General features: G+C 51.6%; 14 protein-coding genes and 1 tRNA gene. 5 read left to right on the top strand and 10 right to left on the bottom strand.

The annotated features are described in order from the left end of the window. Positions 1 to 61: 61 nt before the first annotated feature. Positions 62 to 1,012 (top strand): phosphoglycerate dehydrogenase, encoded by a 951-nt coding sequence (locus OGV89_RS16835; RefSeq protein WP_200003299.1) that lies wholly within the window; start codon positions 62 to 64, stop codon positions 1,010 to 1,012. A 49-nt stretch (positions 1,013 to 1,061) separates the two neighbouring features. Here OGV89_RS16835 and OGV89_RS16830 read toward each other — a convergent pair. Both OGV89_RS16830 and dnaQ read right to left on the bottom strand, forming a co-directional pair. After that, positions 1,062 to 1,138, bottom strand: a tRNA-Asp gene (locus OGV89_RS16830). 134 nt (positions 1,139 to 1,272) lie between these two features. After that, a complete protein-coding gene (gene dnaQ / locus OGV89_RS16825) occupies positions 1,273 to 2,001 on the bottom strand; it encodes a DNA polymerase III subunit epsilon (RefSeq protein ID WP_195826924.1) in 729 nt (242 codons plus the stop codon). Between the two features lie 64 nt (positions 2,002 to 2,065). Here dnaQ and rnhA point away from each other — a divergent pair, with 64 nt between their 5' ends. Next, entirely contained in the window at positions 2,066 to 2,533 is a 468-nt protein-coding gene (gene rnhA, locus OGV89_RS16820) for a ribonuclease HI (RefSeq protein ID WP_003838896.1), read from the top strand. On the opposite strand, the gene OGV89_RS16815 is transcribed toward rnhA, so the two are convergent. After that, the gene (locus OGV89_RS16815) at positions 2,530 to 3,252 is read right to left on the bottom strand and encodes a class I SAM-dependent methyltransferase (RefSeq protein ID WP_003031413.1); all 723 of its coding nucleotides are present in this window, start codon (positions 3,250 to 3,252) and stop codon (positions 2,530 to 2,532) included. The two genes, rnhA and OGV89_RS16815, sit on opposite strands and share 4 nt — an antisense overlap. Positions 3,253 to 3,285: 33 nt before the next feature. Between OGV89_RS16815 and gloB the strand changes: the two genes are divergently transcribed. Continuing rightward, a complete protein-coding gene (gene gloB / locus OGV89_RS16810) occupies positions 3,286 to 4,041 on the top strand; it encodes a hydroxyacylglutathione hydrolase (protein WP_003031418.1) in 756 nt (251 codons plus the stop codon). Positions 4,042 to 4,112: 71 nt separating this feature from the next. Continuing rightward, a complete protein-coding gene (gene mltD, locus OGV89_RS16805) occupies positions 4,113 to 5,471 on the top strand; it encodes a murein transglycosylase D (RefSeq protein ID WP_003031421.1) in 1,359 nt (452 codons plus the stop codon). 49 nt (positions 5,472 to 5,520) lie between these two features. Here mltD and OGV89_RS16800 read toward each other — a convergent pair whose 3' ends face one another. The 3 genes from OGV89_RS16800 to OGV89_RS16790 form a co-directional block, all read right to left on the bottom strand. Next, complete coding sequence (locus tag OGV89_RS16800) at positions 5,521 to 6,291, bottom strand: class I SAM-dependent methyltransferase (RefSeq protein ID WP_286558981.1); 771 nt, start codon at positions 6,289 to 6,291, stop codon at positions 5,521 to 5,523. Positions 6,292 to 6,367: 76 nt separating this feature from the next. Beyond that, a complete protein-coding gene (locus OGV89_RS16795; RefSeq protein ID WP_003031427.1) occupies positions 6,368 to 7,168 on the bottom strand; it encodes an endonuclease/exonuclease/phosphatase family protein in 801 nt (266 codons plus the stop codon). A 131-nt stretch (positions 7,169 to 7,299) separates the two neighbouring features. Then, a complete protein-coding gene (locus OGV89_RS16790; protein WP_003838907.1) occupies positions 7,300 to 8,475 on the bottom strand; it encodes an MFS transporter in 1,176 nt (391 codons plus the stop codon). A 104-nt stretch (positions 8,476 to 8,579) separates the two neighbouring features. Here OGV89_RS16790 and yafC point away from each other — a divergent pair, with 104 nt between their 5' ends. Beyond that, the gene (yafC, locus tag OGV89_RS16785; RefSeq protein WP_003843865.1) at positions 8,580 to 9,494 is read left to right on the top strand and encodes a DNA-binding transcriptional regulator YafC; all 915 of its coding nucleotides are present in this window, start codon (positions 8,580 to 8,582) and stop codon (positions 9,492 to 9,494) included. Positions 9,495 to 9,515: 21 nt separating this feature from the next. Here the strand turns inward: yafC and dkgB are convergent, their stop codons facing one another. From dkgB to OGV89_RS16765, 4 genes are all read right to left on the bottom strand, one after another. Continuing rightward, positions 9,516 to 10,319 carry a 2,5-didehydrogluconate reductase DkgB gene (gene dkgB, locus OGV89_RS16780; RefSeq protein ID WP_003843867.1) on the bottom strand — a complete coding sequence of 268 codons (804 nt, stop codon included), beginning with the start codon at positions 10,317 to 10,319 and terminating at the stop codon, positions 9,516 to 9,518. A gap of 100 nt (positions 10,320 to 10,419) precedes the next feature. Then, positions 10,420 to 13,017: a DUF6531 domain-containing protein gene (locus tag OGV89_RS16775; protein ID WP_286558979.1), complete on the bottom strand. Its 2,598-nt coding sequence runs from the start codon at positions 13,015 to 13,017 to the stop codon at positions 10,420 to 10,422. A gap of 23 nt (positions 13,018 to 13,040) precedes the next feature. Then, positions 13,041 to 13,469 carry a DcrB-related protein gene (locus OGV89_RS16770; RefSeq protein ID WP_137348615.1) on the bottom strand — a complete coding sequence of 143 codons (429 nt, stop codon included), beginning with the start codon at positions 13,467 to 13,469 and terminating at the stop codon, positions 13,041 to 13,043. Beyond that, positions 13,466 to 15,448, bottom strand: a complete 1,983-nt coding sequence (locus tag OGV89_RS16765; protein WP_286558976.1) for a type VI secretion system Vgr family protein — start codon at positions 15,446 to 15,448, stop codon at positions 13,466 to 13,468. The genes OGV89_RS16770 and OGV89_RS16765 overlap by 4 nt, the downstream gene beginning before the upstream one ends. Between the last annotated feature and the right edge of the window lie 34 nt (positions 15,449 to 15,482).

The raw sequence follows: 15,482 nt of genomic DNA, 5'->3' as shown, positions 1-15,482 counted from the left end.
TTATTGTAACCGGTCTACGCCATCACAACCTGATGGCGTTCTCAGGTACGAGGTAACAGATATGAAAAATGTATTAATCACCGTTTCCAGTTTTTCGGCTCGTTGTGTAACCGGTTGCAAATTATTGCGCGATAACCAATATAATCTCATTTTCAAGAACAGTGTGAATCATCTTATCGCATCAGAATCAGATAAGTTGAGGGCATCTATTGATGCTGTCATTGCCGGAACGGATTGCTATGACGCCAGTGTGTTTTCTCTTCTACCAAAACTGAAAATCATCTCAAGATTTGGTACTGGCGTTGATAATATAGATACTGACGCGGCAAAAAAATCAGGCATTGTGGTTAATAATGCACGAGGCATCAATGCTAACGCTGTCGCCGAATTTATCATTGGCCTTATATTTTCTGGTCTGAGAAATATTCCCGGTAATCATATGGACATGCAAAACGGCTATTGGGGATACTCGCTGGGAAATGAATTAAATGGTAAACGGGTAGGATTATTAGGTTTTGGGAATATTGCCAAAACGTTGGTTAAGAGGTTGTCCGGCTTCGAGATTGAAATTCTCGCGTACGACAAAAAACCGGATCATGAGATAGCTGAAAAAATGGCTGTTAAGTTTGTTTCGGTTGACGACATCTTCATGCAGTCCAACGTCATTGTCGTGCTTCTCCCTTATACATCATCCTTAGAGAATTTTATCAGTCACAAATACCTTTCTATGATGAGAAATGGTGCCCTGCTCATCAATGCGGCTCGTGCGAAATTAATCGATGAACGCGCTTTGTTGCAGGTGATTGATGAAAGGAATGTGTTTTCCGCCCTCGACGTATTTCAGCATGAACCTTTGCCACAATTCAGCCCTCTGCTACATTCCAGAAATATTATCACGACCCCACACATCGCCGCTGCGACGGTTGAATCGTACCACCAGACAGGTATCCATACCGCGCGGTCAGTTATTGATTTTTTTGATGGTAAAATGATAGATAATATTTTGCAGTGATTAAAACGACGAAAGCCTGAATCATTTCTGATTCAGGCTTTCTGAATAGTGGCGGAATGGACGGGACTCGAACCCGCGACCCCCTGCGTGACAGGCAGGTATTCTAACCAACTGAACTACCACTCCGCGTTGTGTTCCGCTTGGGAACGAAGCGAATATTACGGATTGCCTCGCACCTCGTCAACGCTTTTTCTCACGTTTTTTAATCGTTTGCTGCAAAAATCACCCGAATGGCCATTTTCATACGGTAAATGTACAAACTATGCCCGCCAGAGGCAACTTCCGCCTTTCTTCTGCACCAGGTCAAGGCGTGACTCATGGGCCGCTAACTCTTCATCAGTGGCGAGAACAACACGTAGTTTGCTGGACTGGCGCACAATACGCTGGATCCCCGTGTCATTCCTCTGCTGGCTGTCGCCTTCCATTGAGAACGCCATCGTGGTCTGCCCGCCGGTCATCATCAGATAAACGTCGGCCAGAATCTGGGCATCAAGCAATGCGCCGTGCAGGGTTCGTTTACTGTTGTCTATCTCATAGCGCGAGCACAACGCATCAAGGCTGTTTCGCTTGCCAGGAAACATTTTCCTCGCCAGCGCCAGGCTATCGGTTATTTTGCAGAATTCGTTCGTCTTCGGAATATCCCGCCTGAGCTTCGCGAATTCGTAATCCATAAAACCGATATCGAACGATGCGTTATGGATGACCAGCTCCGCGCCGCGAATGTAGTCGAGAAATTCGTCGGCTACATCAGCAAACGTGGGTTTATCAAGCAGGAATTCGTCTGCGATTCCGTGTACGCCGAACGCTTCCGGGTCCACCAGCCGATCCGGCTTCAGGTAAACATGGAAGTTATTGCCGGTCAGGCGGCGGTTCACCACTTCAACCGCACCGATCTCAATGATCTTGTGGCCTTCATAGTGGGCGCCAATCTGGTTCATACCGGTGGTTTCGGTATCGAGGACGATCTGTCGTGTAATTCCAGTGCTCATAACGGTCATTTATGTCAGACTTATCGTTTGATTTCGATTTGCTAAAACAGGAAGTCTACCAGAGATGCTTAAACAGGTAGAAATTTTCACCGATGGTTCTTGCCTGGGAAATCCCGGACCGGGTGGTTATGGGGCGATTTTACGCTATCGCGGGCGCGAAAAAACCTTTAGCGAAGGCTACAACCTTACAACTAATAATCGCATGGAGCTGATGGCAGCAATCGTTGCGCTGGAAGCCCTGAAAGAACAGTGTGAAGTGATACTCAGCACGGACAGCCAGTATGTGCGCCAGGGCATTACGCAGTGGATCCACAACTGGAAGAAGCGTGGCTGGAAAACAGCAGATAAAAAACCAGTGAAGAACGTCGATCTGTGGAAGCGTCTCGATGCCGCTTTAGGCCCTCATCAAATCAAATGGGAATGGGTTAAAGGCCATGCGGGCCATCCGGAAAACGAACGCTGCGATGAGCTTGCGCGCACCGCGGCCATGAGCCCGACTCAGGATGATATTGGGTATCAGACTGAGGCTTAAGCGTCCGGTTTACGGTATTGCCGGGTCGCGCCAACGGCATGACGGATAGGCGTTTTGCTTTTATTTTGTTTCATCGGGTTGAGTGTAAGCGGAATGGTTCGCTTGCGCGCAACCACCAGCTGTAAACAGCCCAGCGCGGGGATATGGGTGCTTAACATTTTCCCGCCCTTCTTATTCCAGGGCAGAACATGAAAACGACTATAGTGCAGCACTTCAAAATTCAGTAATGATAGCCAGTCCAATTGACGCATGAGGGTAAACATCCGACTGTTATAGGGCGATGTCTTACGCAATACGGGCACCAGTTTACGCAAACCCATCAGGCTTACCGGGTTAAAGCCGCTCAAAATCAACCAACCGTCATCAATCAACACGCGATCGGCTTCACGCAGTAGGCGATGCGGATCAGAACACCACGGTAACGTATGGGCCAATAAACAGACATCCACGGACTTATCGGCAAAGGGAAGATGCAAAGGATCGGCCGTCACCTGCATGGGAGAACCCTGCAAAGAAACATTTACCTGATGAGAAACCGCGCACGCTTCGGAATCGATTTCTGCGCTTAAATTACCAACCTTAAGCAGATGAAAACCGTACATTTTTGCGAACCACGGGTTAAGCTGATACTCCAGCGCCTCACGATAGTGTTCGCCCCAGGGTAGATCATCCCAGCTAACGGGCGCTACGACAGTTTGAGGGATCCTTGCCGGTTTCATCACAACCTTCCGTTACGCATTGAGAGGTAATATATGAATCTTAACAGTATTCCTGCATTTCAGGACAATTACATCTGGGTCTTGTCAAATAATGACCAGCATTGTCTGATTGTGGACCCGGGTGAAGCGGCTCCTGTTTTGAAAGCCATTGCAGAGCATAACTGGGTGCCTGAAGCCATTCTGCTAACCCATCATCATCAGGATCATGTGGGCGGAGTGAAAGAACTTCTGCAGCATTTCCCACAAATAGTGGTATACGGACCGGCTGAAACGCAAGATAAGGGAACGACACACATAGTCGAAGATGGCGATATTGCACTCGTTTTGGGGCATGAATTTAGGGTAATTGCTACTCCGGGTCACACTTTAGGACATATCTGTTACTTTAGCCATCCTTACTTATTTTGTGGTGACACACTCTTTTCTGGCGGTTGCGGTCGACTTTTCGAAGGCACCGCAACCCAAATGTATCAATCACTTAAAAAAATCAACGCCCTTCCTGACGATACATTAATTTGTTGCGCACATGAGTACACATTAGCAAACATGAAGTTTGCCTTAAGCATTCTCCCGCACGATTCGTTCATAAATGAATATTATCGTAAAGTTAATGAGTTACGCGTAAAAAAACAAATGACACTACCCGTAATTCTGAAAAATGAGCGGCGAAATAATCTTTTTTTAAGAACGGAAGATATTGATTTAATTAATGAAATTAACAAAGAAACAATATTGCAACAACCTGAGGAGCGTTTTGCCTGGTTAAGGTCAAAGAAAGATACGTTCTGACAATTCCGGGTTGCCTTTTGAAAACTTCGCCGTTATGATCGGTCGTCTTTTAAGCAACTATTGACACACACATGAAGGCAAAAGCGATATTACTCGCCTCTGTCCTGCTTGTTGGGTGCCAGAATACTGGTAACGTCCAACAACACGCACAGAGCCTTTCTGCAGCTGGTCAAGGGGAAGCAGGAAAGTTTACAAGTCAGGCGCGATGGATGGACGACGGAACATCTATCGCTGCTGATCAAGATTTGTGGGCTTTCATTGGTGACGAGCTAAAGATGGGAATTCCGGAAAACAGCCGGATTCGCGAACAGAAACAGAAGTATTTACGCAATAAGAGCTATCTCCACGATGTAACTTTACGGGCAGAGCCGTATATGTACTGGATAGCCGGGCAAGTTAAGAAACGTAACATGCCTATGGAACTGGTACTACTACCCATAGTGGAGAGCGCTTTTGATCCTCACGCAACGTCTGGCGCCAATGCCGCAGGTATTTGGCAGATCATTCCGAGCACGGGGCGCAATTATGGTTTAAAACAGACCCGCAGTTATGATGCACGTCGCGACGTTGTGGCTTCCACCACCGCCGCGCTGGACATGATGCAGCGTCTGAACAAGATGTTTGATGGCGACTGGCTGCTGACCGTTGCTGCTTATAATAGCGGTGAAGGTCGTGTCATGAAGGCAATCAAAACGAACAAAGCTCGTGGTAAACCCACTGACTTCTGGTCGTTGCCATTGCCTCAGGAAACGAAGCTATACGTGCCCAAAATGCTGGCATTGAGCGATATACTCAAAAACAGCAAACGCTATGGCGTACGTCTGCCAACAACAGACGAAAGCCGCGCGTTGGCACGTGTTCGCCTGAGTAGCCCGGTTGAGATGGCTCAGGTTGCCGATATGGCGGGTATTTCCGTTAGCAAGCTGAAGACCTTCAATGCAGGCGTGAAAGGTTCCACGTTGGGTGCCAGCGGCCCGCAATATGTGATGGTGCCAAAGAAGCATGCAGAGAAGCTGCGTGAGTCTCTGGCTTCAGGCGAAATTGCAGCCGTGCAGTCAACGCTGGTCGCGGATAACACGCCGCTGAACAGCCGTAGCTACAAAGTTCGCTCTGGCGATACGCTTTCTGGCGTTGCTTCACGTCTTGGCGTGAGCATCAATGACCTTAAGCAGTGGAATAATCTGCGCGGGTCGTCGCTGAAAGTAGGCCAGAATCTGACGGTGGGCGCTGGCAGCAGCGCACAGCGACTGGCGAACAACAGCGATAGCATCACCTATCGTGTGCGTAAAGGCGACTCGCTCTCGAGTATTGCCAAACGCCACGGGGTTAACATCAAGGATGTGATGCGCTGGAACAGCGATACGAATAATCTACAGCCAGGCGATCAGCTAACGTTGTTTGTGAAAAACAACGACATGCCGGACTCCTGATAGCATTGTAGAAATGAAGGCACTGGTTTCCCCCCAGTGCCTTTTTCATTTATCCCGCTTTATGTGCCTCAACCATTATCGTGTCGCTGGTAAACGAGCCATCTTCCTGTAACGCAAAGTAGTCTTTCACTTGTGCAGAAGCACTTTGTTGGTAGGCACGAATCGCGTCGCTCAACGCTGCAGGCGCACGCATCCGCGCCACCCACGAACTGAATTCCAGCGCCAGACGATCGGTTAACAAGGTATCGGCAATCAGATTGGCGTCATTGATTAACGACAACCACTCTCCGCTGGAATAGTTGCGTACGTGTGAGGTATCGCGTAATGCCTCCACGGTTTGCAACCAGATATCACGTACTGGGTGGCCAGGCGACATCACATCCATCACAATCAGTACACCCCCGGGCTTCAGAACGCGGTTCACTTCCCGCAGCGCGCGCCCGACATCATGCCAGTGATGCGCGGAATAGCGGCTAATCACCACATCAAATACGTTATCTTCAAATGGCAGGCTTTCAGCATACCCCTGCCGTGTGGCGATATTATCCAGACCTCGGTCTTTTGCCGCCTTAGCAACCACTTCAAGCATCTGCGACGATAAATCATAAGCCATGACCTGCTTTACGTGTTGCGCGGCCACAAAGCTGGCGTGCCCTGCTCCGCATCCCATATCCAATACGCGAGCCTGTGGAAATGCCGACAACCTTTCCCCCAGACGTTGCAAGTCACGGCCAGAGGCGTGCACCGTACTGGTTAAATAGGCATTAGCCTGAGAGCCAAACTGTTTTTCGACGTTGTCATGGTGAGAGCGTGTTGTCATTGTGTTGTCCTTCGGTTGTTGAGAAATATGAAGGGCAACCATCACAGGCCTGCCCTATGGCAGACCTGACACACCGTTATTGTTCAGGTTTGCCGGGACTGAATTCAACGAGTAGCGGGTTGTGATCGGATGCGCGGGTGACCAGCACAGAGGCTTCACTCACGTTCAGACCGCGATAGAACACAAAATCGAGAGGGCGACCAAACGCACGGCGGCGCTGATCGTCAGTAAAGCGAACCTGGCGCAGCGACATTTCACGCGCAAAGCGGTACAGCGCATTCATCCGTCGACGGCTCCAGGCATTAAAATCGCCGGCCATGATCACCGGACCGCTGTGATGAGCAATCTGATCGCCAATAGGAAGTAACTGCTTACTATAGACATCAACGCCAAGGCTAAAGTTAACCGCGTGGATATTCACCACCATTAACAGCCGAGTGTCAGGCAACGGGTACACCGTCACCAGCGCCGATTTCGCCAGCCGTAAAATAGGCTCACGCTCACGCAATGGACAGCAGTAAACAGGATGAGCAGCAGAGAGCGTCATGACGCCAGAGGGATGCTGAGGCAGCACAAAGGCCGGAACCTGATCAGCAGCAAGATAGTTAGCGGTCGCAAACTGCACCAGTTCTGGCGTGGTTTGTGCTTCCTGCAATAACACCAGATGCGCATCTTTGCCAAAATTCTTCAGCACCGACTGCCATTCTGCGCGCTGCTGTTTAAAAATATTCCATACCAGCACGCGAATGCGATCTTCACTGCTTAACGGAACGCCTGCGGGTAATGCCTGGCCAATATGCGCAAACGACCCCGGCGGTAAAATCCGCTCGGCGGGTTGTCCGGCAACATAACGCATGGCATAGGTGTTTTTTCGCACTTTAGACTTTCAAACCTCTGTAACGTCAACCAGTCCGCAGCCGGACTGGTTCTTCTGTTATAGGGATTTTAGCACTCACTTTCAACGAACAATTGCAGTTTGTTTTGTAAGTGGGCGCTTACATCAATGATTTACCCCAAAGCAACGCGCGCGGGCTTATCAAGACGACCGCTGAGTCCCATCAGCAGGAAAGCAACCAGGACAATAAGTGCGCCAATCCACGGCGTCTGCGCCAGACCATAATGCTCGACCGTTTGTCCACCAATCACTGAACCCAGTGCAATGCCAATGTTAAACGCCGCAATGTTCAACCCTGACGCCACATCTACAGCATTAGGCGTAAATTGTTCCGCTTTCTGTACCACGTAGACCTGCAACCCCGGTACGTTACCAAAGGCAAAGATCCCCATTACCAGGATAGTAGCCAGCGCGGCATACTGCGTAGAAGCCGTCAGTTGGAAAACCATCAACAGAACAAACAACGCGGCGAAAATGAATTTCAGCGCAGGAACAGCACCATGCTTATCCGCCAGCTTACCACCCCAGATATTACCGATAGCCACTGAAACACCGTAACCCAGTAAGATCCAGCTTACTGCTGCCGGAGAGAATCCCGCCAGATCCTGCATCATCGGTGCCAGGAAGGTGAATGCCGTGAATACACCGCCGTAGCCCAGTGCCGTAACGGCATAAATCAGCAACAGACGAGGATGAGTCAGCACCTTCACCTGGTCGCGAATGCTGGCGGCTGCACGACCGGGAATGTTGGCGGGGATCAACAGCTGGCTACTGATCAGTGCAATCACGCCTAACATTGATACCGCAAGAAAAGTCTCGCGCCAGCCAAAGTGCTGACCGATAAATGTTCCCAGCGGCACGCCGGTTACCAGCGCCACCGTTAAGCCACCAAACATAATAGCGATGGCGGAGGCCGCTTTCTCTTTCGGCACCAGACTTGTCGCGATGGTAGAACCAATCGAGAAGAATACGCCGTGTGCCAGCCCAGTCAGCAGACGAGCGACAATGAGTGTCATATACCCGGGAGCCTGCCATGCCAGCAAATTCCCCGCCGTAAACAGAACCATCAGCGCAACCAGTAACTGTTTACGTGGCAGGCGTCCGGTCAAAGCGGTCAGTACCGGTGCGCCAATCGCCACACCCAGCGCATAGATGGAAACCAGCATCCCGGCGGAAGGTAACGAGATCGCCAGTTGTTGAGCGATGGTCGGCACCAGACCAACAATCACAAACTCAGTAGTGCCTATAGCGAAGGCACTAATTGTTAGTGCAAATAAAGCGAGAGGCATAAATAACTCCGTAACATCAGTAATCAGATGACACGCAGTATGCCTGGATGTTTTAATGACAAAAATATTCAAAATCTCAATATAATTTTGCGTCAGGTGCAAAAATGAAAGCGACCTCTGAAGAACTTGCGATTTTTGTAGCGGTAGTGGAAAGCGGCAGCTTTAGCCGGGCGGCAGAACAGCTTGGACAAGCCAATTCCGCGGTCAGTCGGGCAGTAAAAAAGCTGGAGATGAAACTGGGCGTCAGTTTGCTTAATCGAACGACCCGACAGCTAAGTCTCACTGAGGAAGGAGAGCGCTACTTCAGGCGGGTGCAGCAGATACTGCAAGAGATGGCTGCAGCAGAAACGGAAATCATGGAGTCGCGTAATACTCCGCGCGGCCTGCTGCGCATCGACGCAGCAACACCGGTGATGTTGCATTTCCTGATGCCACTAATCAAACCGTTCCGGGAGCGGTATCCCGAGATGACGTTGTCTCTCGTCTCCTCGGAAACATTCATCAATCTTATTGAACGAAAAGTGGATGTTGCTATACGAGCGGGTACACTGACTGACTCGAGTCTACGTGCGCGTCCGTTATTTACCAGCTATCGCAAGATTATTGCCTCACCGGAGTACATTGCCCGTTTTGGTAGACCAGAGACCGTCGAGGAGTTAAAACAGCATCTGTGTCTGGGGTTTTCCGAACCGGTTTCGCTCAATACCTGGCCGATTGCCTGTAGCGACGGACAGCTGCATGAGGTCGAGTGTGGAATTTCTTCCAACAGTGGGGAAACGCTAAAACAGCTTTGCCTGAACGGCAACGGCATCGCCTGTCTTTCAGATTATATGATAGATAAAGAGATCGCGCAGGGAGAGCTAGTGGAACTGCTGGCCGATAAACGTCTGCCGGTAAAAATGCCTTTCAGCGCCGTTTACTACAGCGATCGTGCGGTCAGTACACGTATTCGTGCATTTATAGACTTTTTAAGTGAATATATAAGAACAGCTCCCGAAGGAGCTGTGAAAGAGGGTTAAAGTGTACAGAGGGTCAGGCAATTAATCCCAGGCAGGGGCCAGGCCTTCCGGGCTGACCAGACGATCGTTGCAGTCCAGTGCCGCGATCATTTTTTTATCTTCGGCATCCAGATGCAGTTCCAGCGCCAGCAGGTTGCTTGCCAGGTTTTCACGTTTGGTAGAAGAAGGAATTACGGAGTAACCTTCCCCCATTGCCCATGCCAGAATAACCTGCGCCGGGGTCGCGTTATGTTTAGCGGCAATGTGCGCAATCACTTCATCTTTCAGCGCGTTACCGTAAGCCAGCGTCATGTAAGAGGTGATGTGGATAGCGTGTGCTTTCGCCCAGTCAACCACCTTACGGCTCTGAAGATACGGAGAAAGCTCAATCTGGTTGGTCGCAATATTGTCTGCGCCTACTGTGGCAATGGCTTTTTCCATCAGCGCAATGGTGAAGTTTGAGATACCAATTTCACGAGTCAGTCCCTGCTGTTTTGCTTCGAGCAGCGCCAGCATGAATTCCTCAACAGATACAGCATCTCCTGGAGATGGCCAGTGGATCAGCACCAAATCAACATAATCTGTACGCAGTTTCTTCAGGCTTTCTTTCAGACTTGGGATCAATTTTTCTTTGCTGAGATTTTCAATCCAGATCTTGGTTGTGATGTACAGTTCGTTACGCGGTACGCCGCTTTCGGCAATCGCCTGACCAACAGCCGCTTCATTATCATAGATTTGCGCAGTGTCGACAGCACGGTAGCCCAGCTCAAGCGCCGTTTTAACAGAAGCGATAACCACGTCGTCTTTCAGGCGGAAAGTACCCAAACCAAATGCAGGGATAGCCATAGAATTCCTCTTTTTAATCACTATGTTCATCAACTAAGAGGATTATGACTTCCAGCTCTTTATAGAAAAATAGTGATAAATGCAGAGGATTTTTGCGGATTCAGCAATAATAAAATTGCAGGCAAAGAAAAAGCCCTTGGATCAGACGACCGTAAACATCATAAACGCAGGCTTTCTGCCGGAGCTGATGCTGCTGATTATGCTTCAGCGCCTGCCCTGACTGCGAGGCCTCCAGTTGGTTCCCCGCCGCGTCATACTGCCAGTGAACCGGATTGCTGAACCCCTCCCGGTAACTTTCTGGTTGCCCCTGTGGCGTCCAGCTCAGGCTGGTTACATGGCCTTCAGCGCGGAGTACCTTCACCAGTCGCCCGGCCGGGCTGTATTCATAATGCGTACTCTCTCCCGCGGCATCCGTCTCTTCCGCCAGTCGGTAAGCCCCATCATAGCGGTACTGCGTCGTTTTACCTGAACAGTCCTGCGCACTGCTGACCTGCCCGCGTGCATTATAAGTCAACCGTTGCACACCGCCTTTCTCATCCGTGAACGCCGTAACCTGTCCCCAGGCATCACGCTGGTAGTAACAGCACTGTCCCAGCGCATCAATCACCGCGCATAGCCCAAAATGCTCATCATAAAAATACTGATACGTGCTCCCGTCAGGCCCGGTGACTTGTGCAGGCAGCGCCCGCTCTTCGTGCCAGCGGGTACATACCGTTCCCCCCAGGGGATCGGTCTCTGCCGTCAGATTACCTGCATTATCATAGTGATATTCCCTGACGGCCCCGGAGGGATCAACAGTACGGGACAGAAGATCGTTTTCATTCCATTCATAGCACCAGTGTTGTCCGGCTTCATCGGTATATTTTTCCACCAGATAGCGGTCATTCCATTCATGCCGGTGAGTCAGCCCTCCGCCGTGAGTCACGGTGGTCACACGCTGCGTCATGTCATAGTCAATCCGAGCATTTTCACCACTGGTGGCGTCATACTCCACCACCCGCCAGCCATCACTGAATGGCTGCCACCGATAGCGATAATATGCGCCGCCCGGCATCCGGTGTCCGCTCATCAGCGTTTCGGCTGTATAATCAAACTCGCGCAGACACACCCCGTCCGCATCCGTTACGCGACATAGATGCCCCTGGGAAGTATAGTCGTAGCGCATCAGCAACCGCTGTACGGGTTCACCGGTGTGGCTGTCAGTGGAGGCTGTTTGTTCTGCGATCCGGGTCGGACGTTGTGGGAATTGCGAATTCTGGTAGTGCAGTACTATCCTCAGGCTTTCTTCGGTATCCGTAATGACGTGCAGACGATCATGTTCGTCATAATGGAGTTGCAGCCCATTACCGTATTCATCGGACAGCATCAGCAGTCGCAGATGTTCCGGCTTTGACGGATGTGGAACATAGAGCCGCCACTCAGAACCATCCAGATTACCAATAACGATCAACCCCTGCTCATTCTGCGCAAACAATAATCCTTCATCAGGACTGAAACCTGCCTCTCCCGGCTCCGGGCAGATAAAACGGAGTTCCCGCCCGCCTTCATCATAAAAGCAGGTGTATTCAGCCTCCCTGACAACACGGGTTTCAAAGGCTGTCCGCCAGCCCCGGCCAAACAGGCCATCATCCCTGTTACGGCTGTTATAGATACGCTGCCAGCGTAGCGGAAAGCGGGCGGGAAGCTCAAAGTCCAGATCCTCATCCCCGCTGAGAACCTTGGCACCTGTCGCAGCATGCACCGGATTCCACAACGCATGTATGGACTCACCGACCTTGCTGGCAAGCATTGCTGCCGCCATTCCCATAAACATACAGGGAAGTTCTTTCAGTAACTTAGTGGGTTTACAGGTGAGCAGCGACAGCACCAGCAGGGCGGCTTCCACGCCCGGTACTTTGCCATTATGGATCGGGCGAACAACCACCGATTTACCGCCGATAATCACATTGGGTGACACCGCCGTTGATACCGTTCCTCCACAGGTGGTTCTGTCTCCGGCGCGTACAGCCGGTAAATCGTTGATGCTGACCTGGGATGATCCTTCAGCCAGATACTGTATTGGTTGCGGGGGATGTTTATGACAGTCAACAACATCATTCGGCGCTTCCACCACCCCACCAGATGGCCCCGCCACTACGGGATTAAACATCTGCCCCAAAAAAGCTTCGCCGTAGCTGAACAGGTTACCCACCATATTCAGTACCTTCATGCCCGTGGACATCCGGGCTTCTGCCTCCTCCTGCCGCTTTTTCTCTTCAGCCTCGAGTTTTTCGCGTGCTGCATTTTCTGCTTCAGTCATCAGGCGTCCCGCTGCACGGGCAGCGGGTAAATCATTGGTCTGCACATTCTCAGAACCCGTGGCAATTTTTCCCTGTGGCGACGGAGGTGAAATAAAATTCGCCGCGCCCTGCGCGATATCTTCAACCAGGTCGCCTGCGCCGGATATTGTGACGGTCAGTCCTCCGACAAGTCCCGCAGCCGTACAGGTTCCGGCTGCGGCAGCCGTCGCAGCCATTGTTGCGGCTGAAACTCCGGCAGCCGTCGCAGCCGCTGCTGCCAGCGGCGCAGCACAGGCAATAACCACAGCCCCAACAGCCACACAAACAGCCGCTTCGAAAAAACCACCCAGCACATCAGCCAGAATACTGTTATGAATGATATCGTCGCCCTGCCGGGCGGCATGAGCTAAATTCCCCATCGAAAAATGCCTCCTGCGCGACGTCAGTCCATAGCCAGTGTATTTTTAACCTGCTGCCAGAAGATCTCTTCCTCTTTTCCGAAGAGATTCAGCGCAGTACAGGTCAGCATCAGCAAGCGACGTTCCGGCAGCAAAACGGCCGCTTGCCGCTGATAGCAGGTATGTGGCTCACGCAGATATGTCGCCGTTATTTCCCGCGCCGGGCAGTCAGGTAACAGGGGCAGTGTGATGATATCCGGAGGCATCTGATGGTAGTTTTCAATCTGCGCGCTGACCTGCGCCCACTGATATTCCAGTTCCTCATCAAATGTCCTGTCTCCGGCAATATAAGCACGGGTGATAACCAGCGACGCATGAGTTCGGGTATTGCGGATCACCTGCATGGTGCAGTCAAGCCACCCTTCCCCGGCAAGCGTCAGATGACCTTCATTCATTCGGTAAACGTCATTCATTTCCCGCCTCCTGGCTTCTCAGGGAACAGTTTGTCGATAACACTGGTTACATTCTTTTTATGATTGTCCCCCACTACACCAATTTTGGGTGCGTCCCCCCCAGGATTCAGGCCGAGAATAGCTGACCCCGTGGTAATGAGACTGTTTTTTTCCGCGACAATATTGAATGCAGTACCTTTCAGGTTAATAACCCCTCCGGCGTGCAGTTCCAGTGCGCTGTTGCCGCACTCCAGGCGTATCATTGTCCCTGAGCCAATCACCACACTTCCGGCACTTTGCACAACCCTGTCCCCGCCGTTGAAACAGGTAACATCGGTCTTTACATTCACATTCTGAAACTGTCTGATGTTTATCGCCTGATGTCCGTCAATTTTTACATCTTCATCGGCAGTAATAACCTTCAGCCGGTTATTACCTACCGTCAGGCTTTGATTTCGGGTGATGGTCGTACCCTGATCATTGAGCACCTCGGTCTTCATGTCTTTCTGCGCGTGCATCGACAGCAGCTCATTTCCCGTCTTGTCCTCGAACATCAGCTCGTTATAGCCGCTGCCTTTATAGGTTTTTGAACGGATGGTCATCTGCGTCTTCGTTCCCGGTAGCCCCCCCGGCGGCGGGTTATCCGCATGGTACGTTCTGCCCATGATTATCGGCTGGTCCGGGTCGCCGTTCAGGAAGTCCACTATCACCTCCTGGCCCACACGTGGTATTGCCAGGTTGCCGAACCCCGGCCCCGCCCACGCCTGTACCACCCGTATCCAGCACGAACTGTCCTGGTTCGCCGGGTTGTATCTGTCCCAGTTGAACTTCACCCGTACCCGGCCATGCTCGTCACAGAAGATTTCCTCTCCCTCCGGCCCCGTCACCACCGCTGACTGCGGGCCGTCGACCGACGGTTTTGGTAATGGCTGCGGCCGCCATGTCCGGTCTGCCGGTATCACCACAAAGTGGTTTTCAATGGTTGTGCCCGCATGGCGCTGCCCCGGCACAGCCTGCGGCTGACTGCCGCGCAATTCGCTTATCACCACCTGCCACTCCCGGTTCAGGCTGCCCTGCGGGTGCCCCGTCAGCCGGATACGCCGCCCCGGCCATATCTCCGGGGAACGGCTTTTTCCCCGTGCTATTTCCGCACTGTTACGCCAGCCTTCCGTCTGCCAGCGGGCAAAATTCTTACCGTGCTCTCCCTTAAAGCGTCCCGGATAATCAAACACCTCATACTGCGTGCGCTGGTAATCCAGATTTTCCCCCTCGTACTCAAAGCGCCCCGCCCAGCCGGGGCGTTTGAAGGTGTAGTCTTTGGCTATCACGGAAGAGGGGCGTATCTGCGCGCTGTGGCGAAACTGGCTGATACAGGGGGTGCTGACTTCGGTATGCGTGTTCGGGTTCCAGGGGATGTCAAAGGCTTCCGGCAGGAAGCGGACCGTGTCGCACAGCACCAGGCTCTGGTCATCGCTTTTCACAGCATGTTCTTCGTAGAAAAAGATGCCCTCTTCCGCCGCCATCCGTGCCAGAAAATCATAATCCGTTTCGCCATACTGTACGCAGAACTCACGCACCGGATGCGGTTCGCTGAACAACGGACTCCACTCCGTCACACCGTTTTCCTGCACTATCGTGCCCAGGATGCTTTTGATGTCTTCGTTCTGGAAAATGCGGGAGTTTTTTCTCAGCCCCGCTCGCCACAACGCCGGGCGCACTTTCATTCTGTACAGCGTCTGGTGGCTGTCGTTTTCACCCTGCTCAAAAAAAGTCACCAGACCTTTAACCCGGCGCTTTATCTCCGTGCCCTGCCAGATTTTCAGGTGCACCGTTTTTTCCAGTACCTGGGCGAAGTCGATAGTGAGAAGTTGCTGGCTGACCAGCGAGATATCGAGGGAAAACAGCGTGGAGAGCGACTGGTTCAGGTGAAAAGAAACCACCGCCAGCGCATCCGGCGGCAGACCATCCACCTCCAGTGTGAAACGTAATCCTGTTGACATAAGTGCCTCCCGGATGAACAGAAAAAATAAACCA

The sequence above is a fragment of the Citrobacter sp. Cf125 genome (genome assembly GCF_030333935.1).
Taxonomy (GTDB): domain Bacteria; phylum Pseudomonadota; class Gammaproteobacteria; order Enterobacterales; family Enterobacteriaceae; genus Citrobacter; species Citrobacter freundii.
This window is presented reverse-complemented; position numbering and strand designations above follow the sequence as displayed.

Bases quoted from the DNA above. Each gene is read 5' to 3' on its own strand.
- OGV89_RS16835 (WP_200003299.1), top strand. From the start codon at position 62: ATGAAAAATGTATTAATCACCGTTTCCAGTTTTTCGGCTCGTTGTGTA.
- dnaQ (WP_195826924.1), bottom strand. From the start codon at position 2,001: ATGAGCACTGGAATTACACGACAGATCGTCCTCGATACCGAAACCACC.
- rnhA (WP_003838896.1), top strand. From the start codon at position 2,066: ATGCTTAAACAGGTAGAAATTTTCACCGATGGTTCTTGCCTGGGAAAT.
- OGV89_RS16815 (WP_003031413.1), bottom strand. From the start codon at position 3,252: ATGAAACCGGCAAGGATCCCTCAAACTGTCGTAGCGCCCGTTAGCTGG.
- gloB (WP_003031418.1), top strand. From the start codon at position 3,286: ATGAATCTTAACAGTATTCCTGCATTTCAGGACAATTACATCTGGGTC.
- mltD (WP_003031421.1), top strand. From the start codon at position 4,113: ATGAAGGCAAAAGCGATATTACTCGCCTCTGTCCTGCTTGTTGGGTGC.
- OGV89_RS16800 (WP_286558981.1), bottom strand. From the start codon at position 6,291: ATGACAACACGCTCTCACCATGACAACGTCGAAAAACAGTTTGGCTCT.
- OGV89_RS16790 (WP_003838907.1), bottom strand. From the start codon at position 8,475: ATGCCTCTCGCTTTATTTGCACTAACAATTAGTGCCTTCGCTATAGGC.
- yafC (WP_003843865.1), top strand. From the start codon at position 8,580: ATGAAAGCGACCTCTGAAGAACTTGCGATTTTTGTAGCGGTAGTGGAA.
- dkgB (WP_003843867.1), bottom strand. From the start codon at position 10,319: ATGGCTATCCCTGCATTTGGTTTGGGTACTTTCCGCCTGAAAGACGAC.
- OGV89_RS16775 (WP_286558979.1), bottom strand. From the start codon at position 13,017: ATGGGGAATTTAGCTCATGCCGCCCGGCAGGGCGACGATATCATTCAT.
- OGV89_RS16770 (WP_137348615.1), bottom strand. From the start codon at position 13,469: ATGAATGACGTTTACCGAATGAATGAAGGTCATCTGACGCTTGCCGGG.
- OGV89_RS16765 (WP_286558976.1), bottom strand. From the start codon at position 15,448: ATGTCAACAGGATTACGTTTCACACTGGAGGTGGATGGTCTGCCGCCG.